The sequence below is a fragment of the Mycobacterium sp. IS-1590 genome (assembly GCF_001500025.1).
GTDB lineage: Bacteria > Actinomycetota > Actinomycetes > Mycobacteriales > Mycobacteriaceae > Mycobacterium.
Window position 1 is genome coordinate 1 of sequence record NZ_LQIW01000004.1, and the last position, 26,101, is coordinate 26,101.

The following is a 26,101-nucleotide window of genomic DNA, read 5'->3' on the forward strand; positions in this document are numbered from 1 at the left end:
GGAAACTCACCCGAAAACCGGCTCCAGATGTAAATGATGTCTCGGGACATCTGCCAACGATGTCCCGAGACATCACAAAGTGCCCCCGGCAGGATTCGAACCTGCGACACCGGCTTTTGAAAACGTGGATGTTCGTCAAGCCGTAGTGTTTCTCGCTTGTCCACGTTGAACTGCGGGTTCGCGACCCATAACGGCCCGATAGTTCCTACTGATTCGTGCCGTTTCCCGAGCATTTTCGATGAATAAGCGATGGATGGGCGTCGGTCCCGAACCGCTAGCCCTCCACCTTGCGTAATCGCACCACCACTCCGGGCTGCGCCACGAACGGGCCGTGGGTGTAGTCGATCGGGTGGCCGATGACGTGGAACTGGCCCGCGCCGGGGAGGTCGACCACATCGGTCGGTGCGATCTGGAAGTCGGGCGGCGCGTATAGGTCTACGTCGGTGATGACCATCTCAGCGTGCCCGCCCAAGGCTCGTCGCTCGGTGCTTTCGGGCACCTGCCACCCGTAGACCCGCTGCGGTGCTCCGGGCTGATCGAGGGGCGGGGTGTAGACGGCTTCGGCGGTGCCATAGGCGTCGAGCGGACCCTTTGAGTAGGTGTGGACCCGGACCTCTTGCGCCAGGGGCAGCATCAGGCCACCCGCCGCCGGTACCGGTTCAGCACCGCCAGCTCGGCCAGGGTCCAGCCGGTGAAGCCGCCGCGCAGCGACTGAGTGAACGGGCCCGCGGCCTGGTCGTGCGCCAACTGTCCGGGGTTCGTGACCAGCCGCGCTGTCGCGGTGACGATGACGGCTTCCAGCTCCTCGTTGGGTTCGCCGAGGACGTCGAATCCGTTGCCTCGGGTGTACGCCTTGACCATCGTCGTGATGACGGGGATCGCTTGCTCGGCCGACCCTTCGACGGAGGTGTCGTCGGGTCGGCCGAGGAACAGCAACACCTGTTCGGCGTCGACCACTAGCTGCCAGCCGCGGTCAAGACGATGACGCCTTCAGGGTGCAGCAAACCGAGGTCATAGCGTGTCACCACCCGAATCGCCTGTTCGTCGTACTCCGCGTACCGCTCGGCGAGCAGGGTCACGCTGGGCGCGAGATCGCGGGCGATCGCGATCTGGCTGGTGTCGGCCAGCACCGCCGTACCCTCCGGCAGCTTGTTCGTGACGGTGGCCTCGACCCCGAACAATCTGTAGGTCGGCCCAGCGGTGACGTCGGACTCGATCAGGTACTTCGCCGAATCGGTCGTCTCCTTTAGCTTGCGCAGCGCGATGAAGTCTTGCCCGTTGATGAACCACCGGTTTGGGGTGACCTCGGCGGCCGATGTCAACGCGATCGCGTCGAGCAGGGAATCGGCGTCGGTGACGTCGAGGACGCCGGTCTGCACATCGGCCTGGTTGACGATCCCGGTGATCGAGTCGTCGGCACCGTCTCCGGTCAGCAACGCGGTGTCAAGCTTGTTGGACACGTCGGTGACCAGGCGTCCCTTCAGGGTGGCGTCGAGGCCGATCACCGACTGGCGCAGCAGCTCGTTGGTGAAGCGGATCAGCGTCTTGATGCTCTTGCGGTCCGAGGGCATCAGTTTCACTTCGCCGAAGTCGACGTCGGCCTCGGGAATCAGCTCACCCTCCCCGATGAAGCCCACAGTGGCACCGGAAGTCAGCTTCGGGATGCGCAACGGTGATGCGGTGTCGAAGATTCTCACACCGCTCGACAGCACGACCGAGGCCGCCTCGAGCGGCTGGACGAGAAGATTGGCTACCTGCTCTTGGAGCAGTTCAGGATTGGCAGTTGTGGTTTCGGTATTCGCCACGGAGATTGTCCTAACGATAAGTGGATGTGCTGCCCACGTCGTCAGGACGATGAAGCTTCGAAGGTTGAGCCACCAGGACTCGAACCAACTCGATTCTAGACCATTCGGCCTCGTTGCCTGGCTTCAACTTTCGTCGCTATCCCCGTAGTCGTCGAGCGGTAACCATTCGCCCGTACTAGCTTCGCCCGCTCTCTCCTCTTTTTCATAGATTTCGGAAAATCCTGGGATACGCGACCAGTCGCCTTCTGGAAGCACGCCCCACCCTGAGTAGCTTAGGATTGCGTACACATGGGAGAGTTGCACGAGCTCCCTAGCTGATGCGTGAGGCGCCAGTTCTGCGATCCGTCGGTTCAATGAAAGTTCCGCGATCTTTTCTGCGCGAAACCTCATTTCGAACAGCTCGTCGTCGTCCGCATCGGAATCGTTGGGCGAGTCGCCAAGTTCCATCTGTTAACCCCCTTATGTTGCTCGTTTCCGAAGGATTGCGGCTAGATCGACAGTAGTACTAGAGGGCGTGGAAGCGCCTTGCCCGATATCACCTATCGGCTGCCGAGTGGCTAGGTGTGGTTTGCGAGTTATCAGCTTTTCGATTGCGGCGACGAGTGCGTCGGGGTCGTGGATGTGCGCCTCGTCGAAGGCGAGGTCGCTGGGGTCGGCCAACCGGCCGGTGGCGCGGACGAGTTCGGTGTGCAGCCGGTGGGCGTAGTCGTCGACCCGCTGTGCGCGTTGCCGGTAGCGGCCATTTTCCTGGCGCAGCTTCTCGACGTAATCGCGCGGGAACGTCTCGGGCTCCTCGGGAACTTCGTCTCGATCGGGGCTCGGTTCCTCAGTGTCCGGTCCCTCGATCGGTTCCTCGATCGGCTCCTGCGGTGTTTCGACTTCATCCGGCATTGCGTAACCTCCTCGTGTATCCGGTCGTTTGAATGTTCTCGGCGAGAACAGGTTTCGGAGTGCAGGCGCATCCCTTATGTGTGGGCATCGGGTGCTCGGCGGGCCACACGCGGCCTTCACGCCACCACCAGCGGCACAGTTGGCACGCACCACCCGACAGATTGCGCACCCAACCCTTCACCGACGGCGATCGGGCCATGCCCTCGCTGTAGGCGCGGGCCGCGGTCTCCAACGGTTCCGAGCGGGCCAGGCGTCCAACGATCGCCTCGGGCACCTCGGAGCGATCGGCTACCTTCAGCACCGTCGCCGCGGCCTTACCGAGCCGATCGACGTCACCATCGGGCGGTAGTAGACCTGCGGTGGCGACTGGGCGCCCGAGGTTGAGCATGATCGTCGCCGCGAGCGACACATCGGCCAGGCCAGCAGCTTTGGAGTTGTGCGCGGCGACGATCGTCGCGATTGCCGTCGCCGTCTCCTCGGCGCTGATCTGCCCGGAGGTGAACATGGCGTACACGGCCAGGACGCGCCGCTCGGATTCCTCGGACAGCCCGACGATCTGATCCCGGTAGGTCATGACGCCAGGGCCCGCAGATCAAGTCCGGCGGTGTCGAGGGCTTCACCGCGGCGGGCGGCGCGGATCTCGGCGATCTGATCCTCCGAATAGCCGAGCTTGGTCAGCGCCGCCGAGGCGGGCAGCAGACCAGCTTGATACAGCTTGACGACCGCATCGGCTTCTTGGGCAACGCTTCTCGTCGCGGCGTCGGCCCACAGCACCCGAATGTCGTCGATCATGTTCGGGTCGCGGCCATCCCGCACGGCGATCATCAGCCTGCCGACCTGCTCCCAGCAGCGGCCGAACGTGGCCTGACGCGCCTCGGCCTTCGCGGTCAGAGACGCCTCGGCGGCCCGCAACGCATCCGCGGACGCGGGATTGTCGGTGAACACTCCGACGTAATGCGCCGGGAGCGTGGAGACGGCCATGATCTGCCCGAGGATCACCCGCACCGAGGCCTCGTAGCCGGCGAGGTCGGCGGCCTGGAGTTGGCCAAACTTCGCCTCATGGGATTCGGAGATCATCGCCCGCGCGCCTTCGGGGATCGGATTGACCTCGATCGTCTGTCCGGTGTCGTTGCCTTCGGCGTCGAGGACCGGCTCCTCGCTCAATTCGATTCCGGTGGCCCAGCGCCGCGGCCGCCCGACGTACTCCGAGGTCACCATCATGTCGGCCAAGCTCTTGTTTAAGGCGTCGACCAACGGCATCAGATCGGTGATCTCCGAGATCCCGCGGTCGTCGAGGATGCGCTCGGAGTTGCGGATCGCCACCACCGGCACCACACCGAGCGGATTGGCGATCTCCTCGACGGTGAAGAATCCCTGCGTCGTTGCGCCGGTCTGGTTGGCCCGTAGCCGAGTGATCGTGTCCGGCAGATACAAGACGGCCTCGGTCGTGGTGTTCGTCTCCCACCGCTTCACCGCGGCCGTGATCGTGCGGGTTCCCGGATCGGTCTGCACGGCAACTTGCTTCGCCGACTCAATCGTCACCTTCGGCCGGCCGTAGACGTCGGCCCACACCATCACGAAGCTGTCGCCCAGCAGCAGAGCTTCGCGATGCGCCACACCCGAGAGCTGGTCGAGGTCATTGCGGATCCAATCGGCCCACAACTCCTCGTCACCGCTAAACCCGGTGATTCGTAGCCGCTCGGCGATCGCGGTCACCGCCAGTCGCGGAATGTTGGACGCCATCAGCCCGAACCTGTTACCCAACGCGATCTTCGCCTCGGGGCTCAAGAACGCCAGAGGTTGGCGTCCGCCGTAATACTGGTCGAGCTGGCTGTAACGGGCCACCGGCTCGTCGAGCCGCTGCAGCAGCGTCAGCAGAAGTTCTTGTTGGGTCATGATGCAAAGCTCCTCACTCTTCTACGGTTTCGGGATTGGTGCCAGGCGGCACGGTCATAGGCGACGATTGCGGCCACCGCGGCGTCGATCTTGCGCGGCGATCCTCGCTTGTCCTTACTGACGAGATCGCCCATCGGCGTCGACTTCGCGGCACAGTGCGCGATGTGGGCGGCCAGGCGCAGATCCCCGTCATGAGTCACGGCTCTAGTCGCCACCGCCTGATACAGCCGATCGGTGGCCGGGGCCATGCGTTGCGCGTGCGCGGTGTTCCACTCGATCACCCGGCGCTCCCCATACCGGCGCGCCCACGCCTCGATCTCCGAGCGCCAGCCCCATGGATCGCACGCCAACTCGGCCACCTCGTATTTGGTGAACGCGACGTCGACAGCCCGATCGACGTCCTCGCGAGGGACACGCCAGCGCGGATCTCCGGGGTTCTCCCAGAGTCCCTCGACCCACACATGCCCGTCCAGGGTGCAGCCGATCAGCGCGGTTGAATCCCCCGACGCCGAGCCGTCGAACGCCAACACGGCACGCTCGCGAGGACGCACGGCACGCTCGACGCGGCAGGTATCCCACGCTCCCCACGGCAGCCACGATTCGACTCCGGTTACCCACTGGCCGAGGCGAAGCTGACGAAACACCGGCTCGCGGATCGTCATACGGGCCGCGGCGATCCCGTCCTCAGACAAGAACGGCTCCCGGCACGCCAACGCCGGATTCGCGGTACGCCACGCGGCCCGGTCATCAGCCGAACAGCCCTCCGGTGCGGAGAACTCGGCGAAGAAGAACGACGGGTCGATCCCGGCACGGCCGTGCTCTACCAACCGCCACATCACAGAATCCGGTGAGGCGGCCGGCGTCGAGATCGCCAACGTCAACGATTCCGGGCGCTTCCCCGTCACGCTGGTGACGGCCTCCCAGACCGCCTCGGTGACGACGTGCAGCTCGTCGACGACCAGCAGGCTCGGGTCATGGCCGTGCAGGGCACCCGGCTCGGCGGGCAGCGGCAGCAACAGGCTGTCATTCTCGGGCAGATAGAGCCGGTCGGCGTACACCTGCACCCGCTCGGCCAGATCAGGGTTCAGCTCCACCATGCGCTTGGCGTACCGCAACGTGATATTCGCCTGCCGCTGATCGGAAGCGACGACGAGCACCTCCGCGGAGGGTGCGCCGACGAACATCTCCGCCAGCCCGAGCGCGGCGGCCATCATGGTCTTGCCGTTGGCCCGAGGGATGCTCACGACCGCGGTGCGGATGCTCGGAGCGAACGCCCCGCGGATGATCTGGCGTTGAAACGGGCGCAGCCGAAACGGCTTACCCGCGCCATGCCCACGCGGGGTGATCAGGAACTCCCCGACGAACTTCTCGCGGCGCTTCGCCCGAGCCGCCGGATACTCGGACAGGTCCAGCGGTACGGCCTTGATCTGACCCTTGGGTCCGGCCTTCATGCCAGACTCCAAAGGTGCACTTCACGAGGATCCAAATAAAGACCAATGATGACTTCTACGACTACGACCAGGTGGACTTCTACGACCTCAGTGAGACTGGCGTCCTCACCGTCGTAGCTGGCGAGGAAGAAATCAGATTCAGTTCCCAGTACTGGCATGCATTCGTCGTGAACCCCAAGAGATTCGGCTGGAGCCCCTACCGGATGGGACATAGCTATAGCGAGTACGACGACCAAGCCTGACGCGCACCTCACGCCAACCTCGCGGTGTGAGACTCAAACTTTGCCTTACCGGTGGGTCGCTGTTTCGTTGCGGATGGGGTGTCCCCCGTGGGTCTGGCTGCGCCTCGGCGGCGGTTGCAGGTGCCGCAGACGACGCTGACGTCCCGGAGGCGGATTGGCTTACCTTCGGCCTTGCGCCGCCACGCTTCTGGTGAGTGGTCGGTCTGGAGATCCTCGATGGCTCCGCAGTCTTCGCAGAATGGTGCGAGGCGTCGTGCGCGTTCGGAGAGTTTGCGCCAGGTGCGGTCGTAGCCGCGGGCGGTGGCGCTGGCTTTGGTGTTTTTGGGGCGGTGGTCATCACAGCGGGAGCGAGACGCTGGCTCGCCGCAAACGAGGCATGGGCGCAGAGTCACTGTGCGTCCTCCCGCATAGCCATTTTGGCGATGCAGCCCTGGATTGCGGTCACGCCCAACTCGGAGTGCAGGAGCGGGACGATGGCGGCGTAGACGTCGCAGATCGCGAGGATGAAGTTGGTGACGCGGTTTGCATCGGCGGCGTCTTTGAGGACCGCGTTGCATCCTTCGGCGCTTCCCTGCGAGTAGTGGCATATGAGCAGAGCTGCGCGGCGGGCATCGGCGACGGTGATGACTGGCTCGTTGGTCATGGTCTGTCTCCGGTGACTCGGGAGTCGAGGAGGTTCTCGACGGCGGGGATGTGTGGGCAGTCGGGGAAGGTGGCCTCGTCGCAGGTGCATGTCCAGTCGTCTCGGGGTGACCACTTGACGAGGTAGTCATCGACCACGGCGACGACTACAGGGTCGTGGGCGCGGCGTCCGATGACGCGCAGGATTTTGATGGTCATGCCGTCCGTTCTCCTGTTTGCTGGGGATCGCGGTACTTCCCGCGTGTGCGCTGCCTCCGCCTCTGTCGCGGTGCCGTGGTCGCCTGTTCCGATCGGGGTACATGTGTACTTTTGGTACATGCATCGTTTCCGCTGGTGAAGCCCTGTGTTTCGTCTATGTACCGGTGGTACACATGTACTTTCTTGTTGCCGAGGGTTGCTGGGGAAACAGTGATTTCGTTCCGGTCGAGGAGATCGGAGATCGCGGCGTCGAGGTAGTCGCGGATGTCGGCTTTCATCGCCATACGAAGCTGGTTCTTAGTTAGCTGGCCGCGGGTGTCGACCTTGCGCAAGATGGTGTCTCGCGCGCGCTGAGCCTTGCGGTCGGAGACGATCTCCTCGCGTTCGGCGGTGGCCAGGGCGCGGGCTGCGTTGGTGCTGCGGGACTGCTCGGCCAGGGCGCGCTGGCAGCGTTCGCGGGTGTAGTTGGATACGTCCATGACGTAGCCGGCTAACCGCCAGTCCTCGTCGGAAACGACGGTGCGGCCGTCGAGTGACATCAGCGCGGCGGCCACCTTGAGGCGAGTCAGTAAGGCGTGTCCGTCGAGCGGATCGACTTTCGGATCTTCTCGGAGAACAGCCAAACGGTGGGAGCGGATCGCGGTAATCGCGGATCCGGGTACGAGGAGGTCGATTCTCGAGCCGACTGCTCGCAGCCATGCGGGCCTGCTGACTTTCCATACGCCGGGGTCGGCGGGTGGTTCGTCGGGGGCGTCGGGGTCGGAAGTCGGCAGCCAGACGAACCGTTGGGGCAGTCCGCCGTCGGCGCTGCCGAGAAGCGTTTGGGATCGGAGGGGTTGGACACCGATGGTCAGGCATGCCCGGTAGGAGCCGGCTTCGACGATGTTGCGGGCGTCCTTGCCTGCGTTGCCGAAGCCGAGTTGTTCACCGCTGTAGACCTTGCGGAGTTCGGCCGACAGTGTGGAGCCGTGGCGGGCCGCAAGTGCTGCGACGGTGTCTATTTCAGGGGCGTTGAAGATCGCCGCGGTGATCGGGTTGGGGCGGTCGGGTGGGGTTCCAATGGGCCGGAAGGTGCGGCCGATGCCCTCGCCGGTACCCAAGGGCACGGTGATCACGGGGTGGAAGTTGAATCCTTCGACGGCGACGGCTTCGGCGATTCCCTTGCCGCCACCGCTGGCACCGACGTGGGCGATGAACAAGATTGAGCGACATACGGCCGCCGACGACACCGGGTAAGCCGATCTCGGGTGGGATGGTGGCTGTAGCGCGGGCCAGGGCGGCTCCGAGGACTGCCCAGGGACCAGCCCCGCGGGCGCGCGCCAGGGTTAGGCAGTGGCCGAGGACGGGCCGCGACGACCAGAAATGGTCGGTCATGCAACCCTCCGCGGAATGTAGACACCTGATCGCGTCCTAGCGGTCCGCGACCAGTCGACCGAGGCTGACACCTCGCGGGATGCCTCGGCCAGCGCCGCTTGGGACGTATCAACTCGGAGCGCCCAGTGGCGGGCGGCGTCGAAGATCGCGGCCAGCTTCTTGGGATCGTCGGTCGGCAGATGTTGCCAGGGCAGAGTGCCGACCATCGGCCAGCACTCCACCTCCCGCAGTAGCGGTTCGACGTGGATATGGACTGACCACCAGTCGACTGTGCGGCTGTCGATCAGATTGTGGTCGGTAGGTACCTCTATATTGGTCAGCGACTTGCCTGTCTGGTGTTGGGTGGGTTTGCAGCGGTCCCCGCTCGGTGTTGGCGCACCGGGGTTTACGGGGGCCGTTGTTTCTTCCGGGGTGGTCATTTCAGGCAGCACCACCGAATTGCGCGTTCTCCCAGGCGATGACGTCGCTGAGCCGGTAACGGCAATGCCGGCCAAAGCGGGCATACTTGGGCCCTTTGCCTTTGCTTGCCCATTGGGCGAGCGTTTTCTCAGGCACCCGAAGCCGCTCCCCGACTTCTGGGCGCGTCAGCCAGTAGTCCTCGGATGAGGGCAGTAAGGCCATCGTGCGCTGCTCCTGTTCTGTTTTTCCGAACATTCCCCGGATATTCCGGATGCGTCTCAAATAGTGCTCAAACGTGCCATGTTTGTCAAGTCCGTTCGCAGTCCGTATTTTCCGAACAAGAGCTACGATGAGTGCGTGGATGACAAACCGGTTGGCGTTCGAGAGACGCTTGGACACAACCTGCGGCGAATCAGAAATCTCCGCGAATTGACAGTTCGGGATCTGTCGGCCCGACTAAAGGCGCTTGGATTGTCGCTGTCACCGTCCGGCGTCTCAGAAGTGGAGAATGCCGTCCGCAAGGTGGGCATCGACGAGTTGCTCATTATCGCGATGGCCTTGAATACGAGCATTATCGAGCTTGTGTCGCCACAGAATTGGACGACCAAGCTGCAGGTCGCAAAAGGTGCCGAACCGATCCGCACGGACCGCCTTCGAGCGTGGATCAAAGGCGAAGCACCTTGGTCGAAGGCTGTAGATGTAGACGAATTTTTAGAAGCTGCAACGGAATATCAGCGTCAGGAACACGCAATCACAGCGCGCCCAGACATTGCTGCCATCACGTTCCTACGAGCACTCGCCATGGAGGATGTCGAGTGCATGGGTTACATCGCGGAACCAGAACCGGTCGCAGCTGCCCTTCGCCGGCAGTCGGCCAAAGTCAGCTCGTACATGGAACTCCTTGCGGACGAAGTCGCGGAGCATGGAGCAGACAAACGGCGATCAAGAAATGACGACGATGGCCGGTAGGCCGCCGCTGCGAATCGGGCAGCACGGGAAGATTGCGCGCAAGTATCTTGGGAGTGGAGTCTGGCTGGCACGCACGCGGTTTCGTGATGCTGATGGTGTGACCCGGATCGTGGAGCGTCGTGGTCCTGCTGATGAGCATGACCAGCACGGCAAGTTGGCAGAAGATGCGTTGATCGAGGCGCTGAATCAGCGGCGGGCTGCGGGTGACAGCGAGGTCACTCTCGACACGAAGATCATGGTCTTGGTCGATCAGCACATAGACCGCCTAGCCGAGGATGGCCGGTCAATCAGGACGATCGACACCTACCGGTATTGCGCCAAGTTGCTCGGCAAGGTGATGGCAGGTGTTCGGGTGGGGGAGGCGACCCCGGCGCGCATTGACGCGGCGATTCGCTCCATGCGCCGAGCGCATGGTGACGTCATGGCGGTGCAGTCCAAAACGATCCTGAAGGGGGGTCTGCACCTTGCCGTGATGGCCAACGTCATCGGCGCGAACCCGGTGCGCGACGTGTCGACGATTCGATCAAAGACACCTCCGAAGGGTGCGGCCGCGTTGACTGCCGAAGAGTTGCGCGGTCTGCTAGCCCAGTTGCGGTCGTCCGAGACGTGTCAGCGTCACGATCTGGTGGACCCAATCACTTTGTTCGTCGCCACCGGCTTGCGTATCTCCGAATTGCTCGGACTGTACTGGTCCGACTTCAGCGAGGAGGGGGCAACGCTCACTGTGACCGGCAAGGTGGTTCGGGCGGCGGGCAAGGGGCTGCTGAGGATCGAGGAGACGAAGACTGCCGCTGGTCGCCGGACCGTCGCATTGCCGATCTTCGCGGCGACCGTGCTATCGGCGCGGCGCAACGTGCCGTACCTCGGGGAGCAGTCGATGATCTTCCCGTCGAACGCGGGCACCTGGCGCGACCCTGACAACTTCCGTGCCCGGTGGCGCGAGGTGCGCGCCGATCTAGGCGTTGCGGACGCGACCAGTCACAGCTTCCGCAAGTCGGTGGCGACGCTGATCGACGATGAGGGGCTGTCGGCTCGGATCGGTGCCGACCACTTAGGGCATTCACGGATCTCCATGACTCAGGACAAGTACATGGCTCGCGGCCGGGTCCACACGGCGGTGGCGGACCTGCTGGACCGCGCCATAAAGGATGAATAAACGATGGATTCTGCCGGCCTCAACTGAAAGACACCGTTTGTAGTGCCCCCGGCAGGATTCGAACCTGCGACACCGGCTTTAGGAGAGCCGTGCTCTATCCCCTGAGCTACGAGGGCGGACCGCTGGGAGCTTACCGGCTGGCCGACCGCCGCGAATCAAACGTCACTGCCGGAACCCGGGCGTCGATTACGCTACTGTTAGTTCCGTAATTGTCTGCGGCCGTCGGGCGGTCAGGAGGAGATGTCGTGCGGAGTCGCTACGGGGGCACGCCGTTCACCACGCCCACCGCCGAGATCGCGCGGGCGCTCGAGGACGTCAGCGTCCCGACGCTGTTGCTCAGCCTCGTGCACATCACCGGCGACACCCGATTCATCCGCGACTACGCCCAGGCCGGGTTGTTCCTCAACGAGGTCCAAGGCTTCATGTCCGAAGAGGACAAGGCCCGGGCCAGAGCCGAGGCGCTGGAGGTGATCACCGCCTACCGCGACCGCGGCTGCCCGGAACCGGCGCCGCTGGACGCGTCCGTCGTCAAGCAGATGATGGATTGGGCCGCATGCGAACCCGTCGGCGACGAGTACCTGCCGCTGTTGACCGAGGAGCTCGACCTCGACGGCACCGATCCGCGCAAGCCCGATCCCATCGAAGCCGACGCAGCGGCGACGCTGCCCGTGCTCGTCATCGGTTGCGGTGAGTCCGGTCTGCTCGCCGCTATCCGGCTCAAGCAGGCCGGCCTGCCGTTCACGGTTGTGGAGAAGAACGCCGGCCCCGGCGGAACCTGGTGGGAGAACAGCTATCCGGGCGCCCGCGTCGACGTGGCCAACCACTTCTACTGCTACAGCTTCGAACCCAGCAACAAGTGGAGTCACTACTTCGCCGAGCAGCCCGAGCTCCGTCAGTACTTCGTCGACGTGATGGACAAGTACGGCATCGGCGAACACGTCCGGTGGGAGACCGAGGTGGTCTCGGCGGAATGGGACGACGGGCCGGGCGCCTGGACCGTCGCCCTGCGCGCGAAGAACGGCCGGGTGTCCAGGGTCGCCGTCCGCGCGATCATCAGCGCGGTCGGCCAACTCAACCGGCCCCAGGTGCCCGACATCGAGGGTGCCGACACGTTCGCCGGCCCGGCCTTCCACTCCGCCGCGTGGAACCACAACGTCGATGTCACCGGTCGTCGTGTCGCGCTGATCGGCGCCGGGGCGAGCGGTTTTCAGATCGCGCCCGCGATCGCCGACCGCGTCGAGCATCTCGATGTCTACCAGCGCACCGCCCAGTGGATGTTTCCGAACCCGATGTATCACAACGAAGTCGGAGACGGCACCCGCTGGGCGATGGAGCACCTGCCGTTCTACAGCCGCTGGTATCGCTTCCTGTTGCTGTGGCCGGGCGCCGACAAGGGCTTGGACGCCGCGCGCGTCGATCCCGCCTACCAGCAAGGCGATTACGCGGTCAGCGACATGAACGCCGCCGCGAGGATGATGTTCACCGACTGGATCACCACCCAGGTCGAGGGCGACGAGGAACTGCTCGCCAAGGTTCTGCCCGACTATCCCGCGACGGGTAAGCGCACGCTGCAGGATGACGGCACCTGGTTGCGAACGCTTCGCAGGGACAACGTCGACCTGGTCCGCACACCGATCGAGCGGATCACGCCGACAGGCGTGGTGACCGCCGATGGCCTCGAACGCCGCGCCGATATCATCGTGTACGCCACCGGTTTTCGCGCCACCGAGGTGCTGTGGCCGCTACGGATCACCGGCCGCGACGGCGACGGCAATCCGATCGATCTGCGCGACGTCTGGGGTGATCGGCCCTACGCGTACCGGGGAATCATGGTTCCGGGGTTCCCGAACTTCTTCCTGACCTACGGCCCCGGCACTCATCTGGCGCACGGCGGCAGCCTTATCTTCAACTCCGAGTTGCAGATGCGCTATATCGGCCAGTGTCTGCGCGTCTTGGCGGAGGGCGCGCATTCGATCGAGCCGAAGGCCGGCGCCACCGACGACTGGCGCCGCAAATCGCAGGAGGCGATCAAGATGACGGTCTGGGCGCACCCGTCGATCGAGCATTCGTACTTCAAGAACGCCCGCGGCGAGATCCACACGGTCAGCCCCTGGAAGCTCTACGAATACCACGATGCGGTGCGCGAACCCGAGTGGTCGGACTTTGTGGTGCGGTCGGCTGAATCCGTTGTCGCGCAAGCGGGACAAGGACCTTAGAGCTCGGCGATCACCTTGGCGAACGGTTCGGCGTGCAGCTGCTGGACGGTGATGTAGCTGATTCCGTACGTCTCGCGGTAACCGCGCAGCGTGTCGGCGATCTCGCTCGTCGACCCTGAGAGCACCGCGGGGGTGGCCAGCAGCTCCTCTTCTGACAGATGGGGCAGGAACCGTCGAGTGATCGACAGGTCGGGCCTGCCGGAATCGTCGGTCGGCATGGCCGTGACCGCGAGGTTGAGTTCGAGGTCGTCGAACCGGTCACCAGCGGCCCCGCGAATGAACGCGATGCGGTCTGCGAGCGGGTCGGAGCCCGCGGTGATCGGAACGCCGCCGGTCAGCCCGATGATGTCGGCGTGCTGCGCGGCCAGCGTCAACAGCTTGTCGCCGTTGCCCGCGATGAGGATCGGCACATCGGGTGCGTGCTCCTTCATGTGCTCGGTGACGTGGCGCAGCCAGTCGACTCTCTGGCCGGCCGACGGATACGGCAGCTCGGCCTGTTCGAACTCCTCCTTGACGTAGCCGGCGCCGAGCCCGAGGTCGAAGCGCCCGCCACTGAGGTCCCGCAGCGTGGTCACCTCGCGGGCGAGTAGCGCGGGCCGGTAGAAGCCGGCGTTCAGCACGAACGTGCCCACCCGCAGCCGTTCGGTCGCCATCGCCATCGCGGTCATCATCGGGAACGGCGCGGTGGTGTAGAGGTGGTCGGCGACGTGGACGATGTCGTAGCCCATGTCCTCGGCGCGGCGCGCCCAGTCCTGTACCGACTTCTGACGGCGCGCGGCCTGCAGCCCGACGCCGAACCGGAAGGGTTTGGTCACGGATCGATCGTAGAAGTGTCGCAGGTCGACAAAGGATGTTTGGGGCTCAGAAGCTTCGGGCAATACATCTGCCGCTGACTTCGAATCACCGGAGTCCCCAGACCTGAAGGATTTGTTGCCCCGATCCGGCCCGTCGTTGAATCATCCGACGGGCCGGATCAATATTTCGGCTACCACAGACCATGGCCACGCACCCCACGATCGGCGTCGAAGAGGAATTCCTGCTCGCTGACCCCACGAGCGGGGAACCTGTCGCGCTCAACGATGCCGTCGCCCGCGAGGCCGCCGCCCGCGGTGTGAAGTTGCAACTCGAACTGACCACCTGCCAGGTGGAAACCACCAGCGAGGTGGTCGGCTCCACCCGCGAACTACGTGACCAGCTGCTGCGCCTGCGCCGACTCTCCGCCGAGGCCGCAAACGCGGCAGGGGCGCAACTACTGGCGGTCGGACTGCCGCCCACGGTTCCGCAGCAGTTTCCGATCACCGACACTCCGCGGTACCGGGAGATCGGCGAGAAGTTCGGCATGATCGCTCACGAGCAGGGCATCTGCGGCTGCCATGTGCACGTTGCGGTGCCCAGCCGCGAAGCCGCGATCCGGGTCAGCAACCGGTTGCGACCCTGGCTGCCCAGCCTGCTTGCGCTGAGCGCGAACTCGGCGATATACCGCAACTCCGACACCGGCTACGCCAGCTGGCGCAGCGTGCTGTGGGCGCGGTGGCCCAGCGCGGGCCCGCCGCCGCACTTCGACTCCGTCGATGAGTACGACGCCGTCGTGACGATGCTGCAGCAGGCCGGCGCGATGCGTGACGACGGAATGGTCTATTGGGATGTGCGGCCGTCGAAGAACTTCCCGACGATCGAGGTGCGCGTGGCCGACGTGCCCGCGACGGTGGCCGAGACCGTCCTGCTGGCCGCCTTGACCCGGGCCGCGGTGATGACGGCCTTGGCGGACGAGCGGCGCGGCGAGCCGACGCCGCCGCTCGCCGCGCACGCGCTCAAGGCCGCCTACTGGAAGTCCGCGCGTGACGGCCTCGACGGCGACGCGGTCGACCTGATGGAAAGCCATCAGCGCGTGCCCGCGCGAGAGCTACTGGACCGGCTCGTCGAGCACGTACGGCCCGCACTCGAAGCCGTGGGCGACTACGAGCTGGTGTCCGAGGAATTGCGCCGCGTCACCGACGAGGGCAACGGCGCCATGCGGCAGCGGCGGGCGTGGCAGCGCCGTCGGGACGTGCTCGACGTCGTGGCCGAGGCGGCCGAGGCGACGATGGCGGGCACCTAGGCCAGAGGCAGCTCGGCGAACGGTGCGCCGGTCGGCTCCGCCGAACCGCCCGGCGGTTCGATGGTGAAGGCCAGCGTGCTCGAGTCGCCGAGGTCGGGCAGTACGGCGGTGGTCGAGGGGGCCACGGCCTGCGCGTCCATGGTGCCCGCCGGATGCGGGCCGTCGGCGTCGACGAGCCACATCTGGTAGACGGTGCCGGGTTGCGGCGGGGTGACGTTGTTCATCACCAGCACCCCGGCGTCCTTCTCACGGGAGAACACCACCGTCGCGGTGCCGCCGCCCGGAATCTCGCCCGAGACGGTGCGCACATCGGGCGCGGCGAACACCTGCTCGGCGGTCGAGGGTTTCTCGGCGGGTCGCAGCGCCAGACCAACGCCAAGGGCGCCGGCGCCGACCACGACCACGGCGGCGGCTGCCAGCGCGGCCTTCTGCCAACGCGTCGGACGCGGGCGCAACTGGCGTACCGGCTGCCCTCGCTCGCCACCGACCTCGGCCAGCAGGCGCTCGCGCAGATGCGGCGGCGGTTCGGCCGCGGTGGCGGCCGACACCACCGCCATGGCCTCGCGGACGTTGCGCACCTCCTCGGCGAACGCCTGCGCGACGGCGGGCGGAGCGGCCGCGACGCGGCGGTCGACGTCCTCGCGCTCGGAATCGGAGATCGCGTTCAGGGCGTAGGGCGCCGCGAGGGCGCCGAGGTCGGAATCCATGGGCTCGGTCATGCCATCCCCAAGCACTTGCGGAGACCGCGGAGGCCGTCACGCATCCGCGATTTGATCGTGGCGAGGTTCGCCGACAGCCGTTCGGACACCTGGGCGTAGGTCAGTCCGTCGTAGTAGGCCAGCTGGATGCACTCACGCTGGACGTCGGTCAACGAGCCCAGGCAGTTGGCGACCTGGCGGCGCTCGTCGCGCATGATCACCGAGTCGGCGACGTGATCGGCGGGCGGTTCGACGGTGGCCGCGCCGTAACGGTCCTCCCGCTGGGTCGCCGCCTGTTCGGACCGCACCCGGTCGACCGCGCGCCGGTGTGCAAGCGTCATCAGCCACGCGAGCGGGGAACCCGCCGAGGGGTCGTAACTTCCCGCGGTGCGCCACACCTGCAGATAGACGTCCTGCGTCGTCTCCTCGCTGTACCCGCGATCGCGCAGCACCCGCGTCACCAGGCCGAAGACCCGCGCGCGGGTGCGGTCGTAGAAAGTGGCGAAGGCCTCGACGTTCTCCTCGGCTACCTGGCGAAGCAGTTCGTCGAGGTCCGTGGTCACCAGCGGTAGCCTAGCCACCCGCGTCTGCACCGTCATGAATATCGCGATCTAACCCCGGAGTCGACGAAAGCCTCTGTCGGAGCGACAGTTTCGCCGACCGCCTCCACCCCGCGCACCACGGGCACCCGCCGCAGCCACAGCGTGAGGTGCTGGAGCCGGTACTCCAGCGCTGTCATCAACGGCGCCAGCGGGGCCTTTGCCTGCATCAGCAGCACTTCGGCGACGCCCGCCCGCCTGCGCGTGCCACGCACGGTGGCGATGAACGCCGGGCCGTTGCCGCGGTGCAGGGATACGGTCACGTCCACCTCCTGGCCCGGGTGTGGCGCGCGCACCAGGTAGTGGCCGTCGCTGCCGTGAAACGGCGACACCCGCAGCTTCTTCGGTGCCATCGATGTCCCGTCCGGGCTCGGCGGCAGCAGATACGCATGCCGTTCACCGCGGTGGTTGTGCATCTCCATGACGATGTGGCGCACGACGCCCGCCGCGTCATGGCACCAGTACAGCGTCACCGGGTTGAACGCGTAGCCGGCCACCCGCGCCTGCAGCAACGCGGTGACCCGCCCGCCGCCGAGGTCGACCCCGCGGTCCCACAGGAACGCGTCGATCCGCTCCCGCAGTGAGTCGCCCGGGGCGCCGTCGAGGTGGTCGCGGGCGTCGAAGCGCGCGAAGGGGCGCAGCCACCACGGGACGCTGGGAAGCCGGTCGACGTCGACCAGCCAGCTGTATCCGTGATGCTCGAAATGGTGGTACACCGGCGCACGACGCAGGTGCGCCGTCCGGGTGCGGTACAGGTACGAACCATCCACATAGCGGTATTCGGAGCCACCCGCGTGGCGGATGGGTGCTCAGGCCGAGCGGAGTTCCCAGGAGTGTGCGGTGGCGACGAGCCCTTGGATCAACGCCGACGTCGCCGGCGTGAGTCCGTCGTCGCCGGGTAGCTGGCTGCGCGGGCTGATGCCGCGCACCCGCGGTGTGAGCTCGAGTTGCGCTCCGCATGCGCGGACGCGGTTGACGGGATTGTCGGGGTGTAACCCGCGCAGTTCGCGGGGGATCGCGTCGAGATCGGTGATGACTTGATAGCCGGGAACTTCGACGTGTTTGACGAGGTGCTCGGCCAGCGCGCGGTTGCGCCCGCCCGCGAGTAACTGTGTGCTGCGGCCGACGCGGCCGTACCCGTGCAGCGACACGGCGACCTCGACGTGATCGAGGAACTCCGCGAGACGTTCGGACTCTCGCGCCAGGTACAACGCCGAGGGCAGATGGTGCGGATAGTGATCGGGATGGCGCACCGTATACAGCGAGGCGCCCGCGGCGTCCGCGGCACGCTCGGCTATCACATCGGTCATCTGCTCGAGGCCGCCGCCGTGGATGGCCAGAAAACCGAAGCGGGAACGCAGAATCCGGTCTTCGACGACGCCCGGTTGTGCCAAGAGTTCCGAAAGCGACTGCGGTGCAGGGATATCCGATTGGTTGGAGCGGCCGGGCCAATGCGCCGGGTCCCACCGCTTGAGGAAATCGACCCAGCGCGATGGCAGGCCGTGGTGCAGGGCCCCGTCGATGATGCGCTCGAGATAGCCCGGTCGGGGTGGACCCGGTTCGACACGATGGTCGATGTACACCCACGCCTCGGCGGGCCCGTCGTCGGTGTGCACGGTGAGCCGGTCGCGGCGGTACCGCACGGGGACGCCTTCGGCACTGTCGAGCACCGCCAGATCGCGGTCGTTGAGCTGCCACAGCACGCCGTGCACTTCGGAGCCGTGGAACGGGTCGACCGTGGCGACGCCGCGCTCGTTGATCAGCCAGTCGTGGTCGGTCAGCATCGCCGGCCGAGGGTGTGCCGCGTCGGGACACCGCAACGCCATTTGCGCGACGTTGAGGTTCGACCCGTACGCGAAATAGGCGTGCCGCAGCATCGCCCCGGCATCAGCATCGGGTCGACGCATCAACCCGTCAGCGTCAGATAGATCAACACCACGTTCAAAAGAGTAATCAGGCCGGCGATGACCCACCCGAGCGCCGTCGTCACCCGGTGGTTGACGTCCGCACCCATCAGGGTCCGGTCGCTGGTCAGCCGCACGAGCGGTATGAGCGCGAACGGTATCCCGAACGACAGCACCACCTGCGACAACACCAGCGCGCGGCTGGGATCCAGCCCGATCGCCAACACCGCCAGCGCAGGCAACAGCGTGATGAGGCGGCGCAGCACCAGCGGAATGCTGCGGTGCAGCAGGCCCTGCATGATCATCGCGCCGGCGTACGCGCCGACCGACGACGACGCCAAACCCGAGGCGAGCAGGCCGATCGCGAACAGCAGCGCGATCGTCGGCCCCAGGGTCTGTCCGACCGCGGCGTGTGCGCCCTCGATCGAGTCGGTGTTGTCCTGACCGCGCAGATTCGTCGCGGCGATCAAGACCATCGACAGGTTGACCGCGCCGGCGATCACCATCGCGATTCCGACGTCCCAGCGCGTGACCCGCAGCAGCATCCGCCGCATCGGCCCGGGCTCGGGATGGCCGTGCCGGTCCCGCGCCAGTCCCGAGTGCAGATACACCGCGTGCGGCATCACGGTCGCGCCCAGCATCGCCGCCGCGATCAGCACGCTCTCGGCGCCCGCGAACTTCGGTACCAGCCCCGCCGCCGCCTCGTCGAGCGGTGGGGGAGCGACGAACAGACTGGCCAGGAAGCCGACCGCGATGACCGCTAGCAGTCCGGTGATGACGCGTTCGAACGAGTTCTGACCGCGCCGGTCCTTGACCATCAACAACACCAGCGAAACGACGCCGGTGATGATGCCGCCGGTGAGCAGCGGTAGGTCGAACAGGAGATACAGCGCGATCGCGCCGCCCACGACCTCGGCGAGATCGGTTGCCATAGCGACCAATTCGGCCTGCACCCAGTAGGTCAGTCGGGTGCGGCGGCGCATCCGGTCACCGACCGCCTCCGGCAACGACATTCCGGTCACCAGGCCGAGCTTGGCCGAGAGGTACTGCACGATGCAGGCCATCGCGTTGGCCGCCACGATCACCCAGATCAGCAGGAAACCGAACTGGGCGCCGGCGCTGACGTTGGCGGCGACGTTGCCGGGGTCGACGTAGGCGATCGCCGCGACGAACGCGGGTCCGAGCAGCAGCCAGCTCGGGCGCGCCTTGACCTCGGTGCTCTGGGCCACCCCACCCTCTTTCTATCCGGAGGAGCGAATAGAAAAGTTAGGGTATCCGAAACCTCTGGCGTTTGTGGTGGGTGGGGCTACTTGTGCCAGCCGCCGAGCCCGATGACGAGACCGCCGTACGGCCAGCCCCAGTACGGATTGGTCTGCACCGACGGCGACGTGACGATCTGCGAGCTTCCGTTGGTCTGGCACTGCGTGGTGTTGGGGCCGATGTTGGTGCATTCGGGGGCCGCACCGGCGATGGGCGCGACGAGCGACAACGCGCCGATCCCGCCCGCCGCGAGAAGCGGTGCGGCATAACGGAAAAGAGTCTTCATGGTTGGCCTCCTCGGGCCAGGACACCCATTCGACGGCCGGCTGATGGGCGAGCGCCGCGAAAGATGTTGCGTCAGTTCACCCCGCTGGTCACGGGAAGAAGAAACCGTCGCCTTCCCACATGCTGCCCCACGGGCCGACATACTCCTGCTCGGCGGGAGTCGCGTTGATGGAGACGTTGCCCGGCGTCACGCACTCGGTGGTGGAGCCGCCGATGGCTTGCGCGCCGCCGGTGTCGACACACTGCGGCAGGGTGGGATTCGGGGCCGGTTCGGCGGCGGCCAGCGGTGCTGCCGCGAGCGCTGCCGCGATGCCGCCGGCAGCGATCACCGGAGCGAGATAACGAAGAGTGGTCCGCATAGGCACGTCCTTAGTCTGGTCTAACCCCGGCTTTATTGCACAGCGTACAACCCTTTTCCGGTGATCAGCGGCAAGTCCAGCGTGGTGCGGATGCCGGGCGGCGCCGCCACGACCGCGGGGATCGCATTGACGACGCGGGCGGCCGTCGCGACGAGTCCGGCGTGGTTGTGGTCACCGTTGGGGCTGCTCAGGCACAGGTCGACCGTGTACGACGGTTCGCCGGTGATCTCGATGCGGTAGGAGCCGCCTTCCTGGGCGGGCTGCGGCCAGTCCGGGTGCAGGTCGTCGCGTAGCCGGGTGACGTGTTCCAGCACCACGGCGACCTTGCCGTCCTTGATGCCCTGGACTTCGAAGCGCAGCGCCGCCGCGGTGCCCTTGGCGATGTGGCCCGAGGCGATGTCGAAATCCTCCGGAGCCGGTTCGCGCACATAGGTTTCGGACACCTTGTCGAGTTCGATGCCGAGCCCCGCGGCCAGCTGCCTCACCACCGACCCCCAGGCCAGACTCAGAACCCCGGGCTGCAACAGCATCGGGATCTCGTCGAGCGGCTTTCCGAAGCCCATCACGTCGAACATCACCGTCGCGCTGTCGTAGGTGTCGTAGTTGATGATCTCCATACACCGGATCTGCTCGATGCTCTGACAGGTTCCGGCGAGCGCGAGCGGTAGCAGGTCGTTGGCGAAGCCGGGGTCGATACCGTTGACGAATACGCTCGAGCCGCCCGTCTGGGTGGCTTCCTCGATCGGCTTGACCAGTTCGTCGGGCAGCACCTCCCACGGGTACTGCAGGAAGACCGCGCTGCTGCCGACGACGTTCACGCCGGCCGCCAGGATGCGGCGGTAGTCCTCGAGCGCCTCGGGCAGCCGGTTGTCGGCCATCGCGGTGTAGACCGCGCAGTCGGGTCGAGTCGCCAGCACCGCGTCGAGGTCCGTCGTGGCGGTGATGCCCGTCGAAACCTGGAGTCCGGCAAGTTCACCCGCATCCTTGCCGGCTTTGCCCTCCGACGACACCCACACGGCGGTGAGCTCATACTGCGGATCGTTGATGAGCTGCGTCAGCGCGTGCCTGCCGACGTTGCCGGTGCCGACCGCGGCCACCTTGATCGTCATGGAAGTCCTCTCACAGATCCGGGATGGGCATGTCGAGATTGGGCACCGTCAGACCGCCGTCGACCTCCAACGTCTTGCCGGTCAGGTAGCTGCCCGCGGGCGAGGCCAGGTACACCGCGGCGGCGGCGATGTCCTGCGGATCGCCGAGTCGGCGCATCGGGGTGGCCTGCTCCATCGGCTTACGCAATTCGTCGTTGGAGGCCACGATGTCGAGCGCCGACGTGAGGATGGATCCCGGCGCGATCGCGTTGACCCGGATTCGCGGGCACAGGTCGAGAGCGGCAAGGCGGGTGTAGTGAGCGAGCGCGGCCTTGGCTGTCCCGTAGGCCGCGAAACCCCTGCCGGCCAGTCGGCCCATCGTGGAGGTGATGTTGATGATGGAGCCGCCGCCGGAGTGCTCGAGCATCAGCGGAACCGCTGCAGTGGTGAGCGCGTGCGCGGTGGTCACGTTGAAGGTGAACGCGTCGCGCAGGTCCTTGGTGGAGGTGTTCAACAGCGCATTCGGCATCGTGCCGCCGACGTTGTTGACGACGATGTCTAGTTTGCCGAACGCCTCGATGGCGGCGTCGGCCAACGTGGCGGTGTCGGCGGGGTGGGCCAGATCGGCGACGACGATGTGCGCCCTGCGTCCGGTGCCCGCGATCTGCTCGGCAACCTCCTCGAGTTGGGACTGTGTGCGCGACGCGATCACCACGTCCGCACCGGCTTCCGCGAAAGCGACCGCCATCGCCGCACCCAGGCCTCGGCCCGCGCCGGTGACCACCGCTACCTGACCGTCGAGCCGGAATCTGTCGAGAATCACGTTTCGAGTCCTTCCCTCGCCGGGCGAACCGTAACAGGACGCAGCGACCCGCGTGAGAGCTTTCTGAAACACGTTCTACTTTTCGCGAGACGTACCACAGGGTCGTACTTCGACCGGGTGGCACGACCCTGTTGTACGCCTCGCGAGAATCGAGGGCGACGACGCCAAGCGGCTGGCGGCGACGGACTATTTCTTGGCGGCGGCCTTCTTGGCCGTGGACTTCTTGGCAGGCGACTTCTTGGCCGTCGATTTCTTGGCGGCTTTCTTGGCGGGCGTCTTCTTTGCCGGGCTTTTCTTGGCCGCACTCTTTTTCGCGGGTGCCTTCTTGGCCGGCTTGTCGTCGCCGTCGTCGTCGGAACCCTTGGACCCGCTACGACCTTCGCGTCGCGCCTTCACGCTGGCTTCGAGCTTGGCCAGCAGATCGGAGACGTCCTCGGTCTCGTCGAGCTCCTGGGGCTGCTCCTCGGTGGTGAACGCCTCGCCGCCTTCGAGTTTGGCGGCGATCAGCTCGCGCAGCTGCTCCTGATAGTCGTCGTGGTAGCGGTCGGGGTTGAAGTCGTCGGTCATTGAGTCGACGACCTGGGTCGCCATCTTCAGCTCGGCCGGTTTGATGTCGACTTCCTTGTCCAGCACAGGGAAATCGGGATCGCGGATCTCGTCGGGCCACAACAGCGTTTGGATCACCATGACGTCGCGCTTGCTGAAATCTTGAACCCGCAGCGCCGCGAGCCGGGTCTTGTTGCGCAGCGCAAAGTGCACGATCGCGACCCGGTCGGTCTCCTTGAGCGTCTTGGTCAGCAACACATACGACTTCGACGACTTGCCCTCGGGCTCGAGGAAGTAGCTTCGGTCATACATCATCGGATCGATGTCGGCGGCCGGGACGAACTCCAGCACCTCGATCTCGCGGCTGCGTTCCTCGGGCAGTGTGGCGATGTCCTCGTCGGTGATGATCACCGTCTGGCCGTCGTCGGATTCGTAGGCCCGGGCGATGTCGCGATACTCGACTTCCTCACCGTCGATCTCGCAGACGCGTTTGTACCGGATGCGCCCGTTGTCCTTCGCGTGCACCTGGTGGAACTTCACATCGTGGTCCTGCTGCGCGCTGTAGACCTTGACCGGGACGTTCACCAGGCCGAACGCGATCGAACCTTTCCATATGGAACGCATCACCCCAGTATGGCCGATTCCAGGGCCGCATCGCGGCTACGGCGATCGGGAAGGTCGGCGCCGGCGCGGGCGACCGTCAGCGCCGACGACATCGCGGCGGTGCGCACTGCGGTCCTCAGGTCGGCCGTGCTGATCCGCGCCAGGTCACGGCGACGTTGGGCGCCCAGGACGCCCAACGTCCACAGCGCGTCGATCAGTCCGCTCATGTACGCATCGCCCGCGCCCACGGTGTCGACGATCTCGACCTCGAACGCCGGCACCCGCACCAGACCCTGCGCACACAGCGCGAACGACCCCTTCCCGCCCATCGTCACCGCGACGATCGACGGGCCCAGCGACAACCACGTCTGTGCGATCTGCTCGGGGGACCGGCCCGGATCGAGCCACCGCATGTCCTCCTCGCTGGCCTTCACCACGTCGCAGCGCTCGATGAGCCGGTCGATGCGGGTGCGCGCGGCGTCGGCGTCCTCGATCAGCGCCGGCCGGACATTCGGATCGAACGTCACGGTGGCCGAGGGGTGGTAGGTGTCGACCAGCGCGGCGGTGGCACGGCATCCGGGTTCGAGCACCGCGGCGATCGAACCCGTGTGCACCACCAGCGGCGGACCCACCTCGGGCGTACCGGTCAGTTGCCATTCGATGTCGAATTCGTACTGCGCGGAACCCTGGTCGTCGAGCGTGGCCATCGCAGTCGGGGTGCGGGTCGCGCCCCTACTTCCCGTAACCAGTTGCGCCCCGGCCTGTTTAACGTATTCGGCGATGCGCTGTCCGCGCTCGTCGTCGGCGATATGGGTCAGGAAATCGACCTCACGCCCCAGTCGCGCCAATCCGACCGCCACGTTGAGCGGGCTCCCGCCGACGTGTTCACCCGTGACGCGTCCGCCCCGCGCGACGATGTCGATCAAGGCCTCGCCGATCACCAGGGCCCTCATGGCGTGTCCTTCGGGATGATGCCTCGCGCGTCCTCCGAACACCGACCGGCAGAGCCGTATGTCGGAAGCTCGAGGGAGGCTGAACATCTTGTGTGACAACACTTTAGAGCATTTAGTGAAGCTCTTAGAGATTTCTTCGGAGATACGTCGCCAAGTCCTTATTATTCGTACATATGTTCGAGTCATGAGTTCCGAAGCGGTGCGAGCGGCGGTCGCCACGCTGCGCGACGCGTTCGACGAACTGGCCGCGCTGCCCATCGACACGCTCTCGGCGACGGATGTGTTCGGGGCGCTCGACGAACTCGAAACCCTCACCTGCCAGATGCCCGCGCAGGGCCACCGCCTGTTGGCGCACTTACAGGTCGAGACGACCGCCGCGGAGATGGGCGCCAAGTCATGGCGCGACGTCCTGTCCATCCGGTGGCGTATCTCTAGCAGCGAGGCCCGCCGCCGACTCGATGAGGCAGCGCTGCTGGCGCCGCGGCGCACACTGACCGGAGAACCACTCGAGCCGGTACTACCGGCGACAGCGATCGCCCAAGCGCACGGGTTCATCAACCGTGAACACGTCAAGGTCGTGCGGGAGGCGATGGGCCGCATTCCGGCAGCAGTCGATTCCGTCACCCGCGCCCAGATCGAAGTCGACCTCGCCCGCAGCGCCGTCGGGGTTGGCCCAAAGGTATTGAAGGACAACGCCGACCGCATCCTTTTCCTGCTCGACCAGGACGGCCCCGAACCCGACGACAGGGAGCGCGCACGGCGTCGCGGCTTGTGGAAGGGGCCGCAGGGGCCCGACAAGATGATCCCGGTGAGGGCCACACTGACCCCCGAAGCATGGGCGATATTCGAGGCCGTCTTCGCCAAGTGGGCCGCGCCGGGCATGTGCAACCCCGACGACGAGAATCCCTGTGTCTCCGGTTCACCGACACAAGCGCAGATCGATCAGGATCACCGCAGCCTGGCCCAACGTCAGCACGATGCGTTGATCGCGGTCGGGCGCAGCGTGCTGGAAAGCGGTGAATTGGGTCAGCACAACGGGTTACCGACTTCGGTCATCGTCCGCACCACATTGGGGGAACTCGAGAACCTTGCGGGTGTTGGCGTCACCGGTGGAGGCACGGTCATCCCCATCGCCGACGTCATCCGCATGGGCGCACACGCCAACCATTACCTGGCGGTGTTCGACAAGGCCACCGGATCGGCGCTGGACCTGTTTCGTGCCCGCCGCGTGGCATCGCCGGCCCAGCGAATCGTGCTCATCGCCCGCGATGGCGGTTGCACGAAGCCGGGGTGCACCGTGTCCGCGTACGAATGCCAGGTTCATCACGCGGCCCGCGACTGGGCCGACGACGGGCAAACCAACGTCGACGAACTCGGCTTGGCGTGCGGGCCCGACAACCGCATGGTCGGCCCCGACGGGTGGACCACCCGGGTCAACGCCACCAACGATGTCGAGTGGATTCCGCCCCCACACCTCGACACCGGACAAGCCCGTGTCAACGACTTCCACCGTCCGGAACGACTCCACCGTCCACCGGACGGAGACCCCGAGGCGCCCGAAGTCGACGGTGACAAACCGAGTTCTCCTTCGGCCACCACCGACACACAAGGGCCGGAACCCAACGCGGCCTGACGCTGAAACCGCG

At 65.9% G+C, this 26,101-nt stretch carries 31 protein-coding genes and 1 tRNA gene; 6 read left to right on the forward strand and 26 right to left on the reverse strand.

The window, feature by feature from the left end:
• Positions 1-274: 274 nt before the first annotated feature.
• The 8 genes from AU197_RS04865 to AU197_RS04900 all read right to left on the reverse strand — a co-directional run bounded on the left by AU197_RS04865 (position 275) and on the right by AU197_RS04900 (position 6,043).
• Complete coding sequence (locus AU197_RS04865; RefSeq protein ID WP_064401406.1) at positions 275-634, reverse strand: hypothetical protein; 360 nt, start codon at positions 632-634, stop codon at positions 275-277.
• The gene (locus AU197_RS04870) at positions 634-957 is read right to left on the reverse strand and encodes a hypothetical protein (protein ID WP_064401407.1); all 324 of its coding nucleotides are present in this window, start codon (positions 955-957) and stop codon (positions 634-636) included. Before AU197_RS04870 ends, AU197_RS04865 begins: the two co-directional genes overlap by 1 nt.
• Positions 957-1,805, reverse strand: a complete 849-nt coding sequence (locus tag AU197_RS04875) for a phage major capsid protein (protein WP_064401408.1) — start codon at positions 1,803-1,805, stop codon at positions 957-959. The genes AU197_RS04870 and AU197_RS04875 overlap by 1 nt, the downstream gene beginning before the upstream one ends.
• 123 nt (positions 1,806-1,928) lie before the next feature.
• Complete coding sequence (locus tag AU197_RS04880) at positions 1,929-2,252, reverse strand: hypothetical protein (RefSeq protein ID WP_064401409.1); 324 nt, start codon at positions 2,250-2,252, stop codon at positions 1,929-1,931.
• A 12-nt stretch (positions 2,253-2,264) separates the two neighbouring features.
• Positions 2,265-2,696: a hypothetical protein gene (locus AU197_RS04885; protein WP_064401410.1), complete on the reverse strand. Its 432-nt coding sequence runs from the start codon at positions 2,694-2,696 to the stop codon at positions 2,265-2,267.
• Positions 2,686-3,270, reverse strand: a complete 585-nt coding sequence (locus tag AU197_RS04890; protein ID WP_064401411.1) for a hypothetical protein — start codon at positions 3,268-3,270, stop codon at positions 2,686-2,688. The genes AU197_RS04885 and AU197_RS04890 overlap by 11 nt, the downstream gene beginning before the upstream one ends.
• Complete coding sequence (locus AU197_RS04895) at positions 3,267-4,592, reverse strand: phage portal protein (RefSeq protein ID WP_064401412.1); 1,326 nt, start codon at positions 4,590-4,592, stop codon at positions 3,267-3,269. Before AU197_RS04895 ends, AU197_RS04890 begins: the two co-directional genes overlap by 4 nt.
• Positions 4,589-6,043: a terminase large subunit domain-containing protein gene (locus tag AU197_RS04900; protein WP_064401413.1), complete on the reverse strand. Its 1,455-nt coding sequence runs from the start codon at positions 6,041-6,043 to the stop codon at positions 4,589-4,591. The genes AU197_RS04895 and AU197_RS04900 overlap by 4 nt, the downstream gene beginning before the upstream one ends.
• Before the next feature lie 14 nt (positions 6,044-6,057).
• Here AU197_RS04900 and AU197_RS04905 point away from each other — a divergent pair, with 14 nt between their 5' ends.
• A complete protein-coding gene (locus AU197_RS04905; protein WP_064401414.1) occupies positions 6,058-6,285 on the forward strand; it encodes a hypothetical protein in 228 nt (75 codons plus the stop codon).
• A 388-nt stretch (positions 6,286-6,673) separates the two neighbouring features.
• On the opposite strand, the gene AU197_RS04910 is transcribed toward AU197_RS04905, so the two are convergent.
• From AU197_RS04910 to AU197_RS25900, 5 genes are all read right to left on the reverse strand, one after another.
• The gene (locus tag AU197_RS04910; RefSeq protein ID WP_064401415.1) at positions 6,674-6,928 is read right to left on the reverse strand and encodes a hypothetical protein; all 255 of its coding nucleotides are present in this window, start codon (positions 6,926-6,928) and stop codon (positions 6,674-6,676) included.
• Positions 6,925-7,125, reverse strand: a complete 201-nt coding sequence (locus tag AU197_RS04915) for a hypothetical protein (protein WP_231744826.1) — start codon at positions 7,123-7,125, stop codon at positions 6,925-6,927. The genes AU197_RS04910 and AU197_RS04915 overlap by 4 nt, the downstream gene beginning before the upstream one ends.
• Entirely contained in the window at positions 7,122-8,324 is a 1,203-nt protein-coding gene (locus tag AU197_RS04920; protein WP_064401416.1) for a hypothetical protein, read from the reverse strand. Before AU197_RS04920 ends, AU197_RS04915 begins: the two co-directional genes overlap by 4 nt.
• 171 nt (positions 8,325-8,495) lie before the next feature.
• Complete coding sequence (locus AU197_RS04925; protein ID WP_082696510.1) at positions 8,496-8,918, reverse strand: DUF2742 domain-containing protein; 423 nt, start codon at positions 8,916-8,918, stop codon at positions 8,496-8,498.
• A 1-nt stretch (position 8,919) separates the two neighbouring features.
• Positions 8,920-9,153 carry a helix-turn-helix transcriptional regulator gene (locus AU197_RS25900; RefSeq protein ID WP_231744827.1) on the reverse strand — a complete coding sequence of 78 codons (234 nt, stop codon included), beginning with the start codon at positions 9,151-9,153 and terminating at the stop codon, positions 8,920-8,922.
• Positions 9,154-9,255: 102 nt separating this feature from the next.
• On the opposite strand from AU197_RS25900, the gene AU197_RS04930 reads away from it, so the two are divergent.
• Entirely contained in the window at positions 9,256-9,867 is a 612-nt protein-coding gene (locus AU197_RS04930) for a helix-turn-helix domain-containing protein (protein WP_197415459.1), read from the forward strand.
• Positions 9,857-11,023 carry a site-specific integrase gene (locus tag AU197_RS04935; protein WP_064401547.1) on the forward strand — a complete coding sequence of 389 codons (1,167 nt, stop codon included), beginning with the start codon at positions 9,857-9,859 and terminating at the stop codon, positions 11,021-11,023. The genes AU197_RS04930 and AU197_RS04935 overlap by 11 nt, the downstream gene beginning before the upstream one ends.
• Positions 11,024-11,066: 43 nt before the next feature.
• Here the strand turns inward: AU197_RS04935 and AU197_RS04940 are convergent.
• Positions 11,067-11,139, reverse strand: a tRNA-Arg gene (locus tag AU197_RS04940).
• A gap of 129 nt (positions 11,140-11,268) precedes the next feature.
• On the opposite strand from AU197_RS04940, the gene AU197_RS04945 reads away from it, so the two are divergent.
• A complete protein-coding gene (locus AU197_RS04945; protein WP_064401418.1) occupies positions 11,269-13,239 on the forward strand; it encodes a flavin-containing monooxygenase in 1,971 nt (656 codons plus the stop codon).
• On the opposite strand, the gene AU197_RS04950 is transcribed toward AU197_RS04945, so the two are convergent.
• Complete coding sequence (locus AU197_RS04950) at positions 13,236-14,054, reverse strand: LLM class F420-dependent oxidoreductase (RefSeq protein WP_064401419.1); 819 nt, start codon at positions 14,052-14,054, stop codon at positions 13,236-13,238. The genes AU197_RS04945 and AU197_RS04950 overlap by 4 nt on opposite strands.
• Before the next feature lie 182 nt (positions 14,055-14,236).
• On the opposite strand from AU197_RS04950, the gene AU197_RS04955 reads away from it, so the two are divergent.
• On the forward strand, positions 14,237-15,337 hold the full coding sequence (locus tag AU197_RS04955; protein WP_064401420.1) for a glutamate--cysteine ligase 2: 1,101 nt from the start codon (positions 14,237-14,239) through the stop codon (positions 15,335-15,337).
• Here the strand turns inward: AU197_RS04955 and AU197_RS04960 are convergent.
• The 11 genes from AU197_RS04960 to AU197_RS05010 form a co-directional block, all read right to left on the reverse strand.
• Entirely contained in the window at positions 15,334-16,056 is a 723-nt protein-coding gene (locus AU197_RS04960) for an anti-sigma factor (protein WP_064401421.1), read from the reverse strand. The genes AU197_RS04955 and AU197_RS04960 overlap by 4 nt on opposite strands.
• Positions 16,053-16,634, reverse strand: coding sequence for a sigma-70 family RNA polymerase sigma factor (locus AU197_RS04965; RefSeq protein ID WP_064401422.1), 582 nt, complete (start codon positions 16,632-16,634; stop codon positions 16,053-16,055). The genes AU197_RS04960 and AU197_RS04965 overlap by 4 nt, the downstream gene beginning before the upstream one ends.
• Positions 16,631-17,404, reverse strand: coding sequence for a DUF1365 domain-containing protein (locus AU197_RS04970; protein WP_064401423.1), 774 nt, complete (start codon positions 17,402-17,404; stop codon positions 16,631-16,633). The genes AU197_RS04965 and AU197_RS04970 overlap by 4 nt, the downstream gene beginning before the upstream one ends.
• A gap of 39 nt (positions 17,405-17,443) precedes the next feature.
• Entirely contained in the window at positions 17,444-18,511 is a 1,068-nt protein-coding gene (locus AU197_RS04975; RefSeq protein ID WP_064401424.1) for a poly-gamma-glutamate hydrolase family protein, read from the reverse strand.
• 29 nt (positions 18,512-18,540) lie between these two features.
• Positions 18,541-19,767, reverse strand: a complete 1,227-nt coding sequence (locus tag AU197_RS04980; protein WP_064401425.1) for an Nramp family divalent metal transporter — start codon at positions 19,765-19,767, stop codon at positions 18,541-18,543.
• Positions 19,768-19,844: 77 nt separating this feature from the next.
• Positions 19,845-20,084 (reverse strand): hypothetical protein, encoded by a 240-nt coding sequence (locus tag AU197_RS04985; RefSeq protein ID WP_064401426.1) that lies wholly within the window; start codon positions 20,082-20,084, stop codon positions 19,845-19,847.
• Between the two features lie 88 nt (positions 20,085-20,172).
• A complete protein-coding gene (locus AU197_RS04990; protein ID WP_064401427.1) occupies positions 20,173-20,442 on the reverse strand; it encodes a hypothetical protein in 270 nt (89 codons plus the stop codon).
• Between the two features lie 32 nt (positions 20,443-20,474).
• Positions 20,475-21,551 carry an NAD(P)H-dependent amine dehydrogenase family protein gene (locus AU197_RS04995; protein ID WP_064401428.1) on the reverse strand — a complete coding sequence of 359 codons (1,077 nt, stop codon included), beginning with the start codon at positions 21,549-21,551 and terminating at the stop codon, positions 20,475-20,477.
• Between the two features lie 10 nt (positions 21,552-21,561).
• A complete protein-coding gene (locus AU197_RS05000; RefSeq protein WP_064401429.1) occupies positions 21,562-22,353 on the reverse strand; it encodes an SDR family oxidoreductase in 792 nt (263 codons plus the stop codon).
• A 186-nt stretch (positions 22,354-22,539) separates the two neighbouring features.
• A complete protein-coding gene (gene ku, locus AU197_RS05005; RefSeq protein WP_064401430.1) occupies positions 22,540-23,523 on the reverse strand; it encodes a non-homologous end joining protein Ku in 984 nt (327 codons plus the stop codon).
• Positions 23,523-24,455: a carbohydrate kinase family protein gene (locus tag AU197_RS05010; protein ID WP_064401431.1), complete on the reverse strand. Its 933-nt coding sequence runs from the start codon at positions 24,453-24,455 to the stop codon at positions 23,523-23,525. Before AU197_RS05010 ends, ku begins: the two co-directional genes overlap by 1 nt.
• Positions 24,456-24,639: 184 nt before the next feature.
• Between AU197_RS05010 and AU197_RS05015 the strand changes: the two genes are divergently transcribed.
• Complete coding sequence (locus AU197_RS05015; protein WP_082696513.1) at positions 24,640-26,088, forward strand: HNH endonuclease signature motif containing protein; 1,449 nt, start codon at positions 24,640-24,642, stop codon at positions 26,086-26,088.
• Positions 26,089-26,101: the final 13 nt, after the last annotated feature.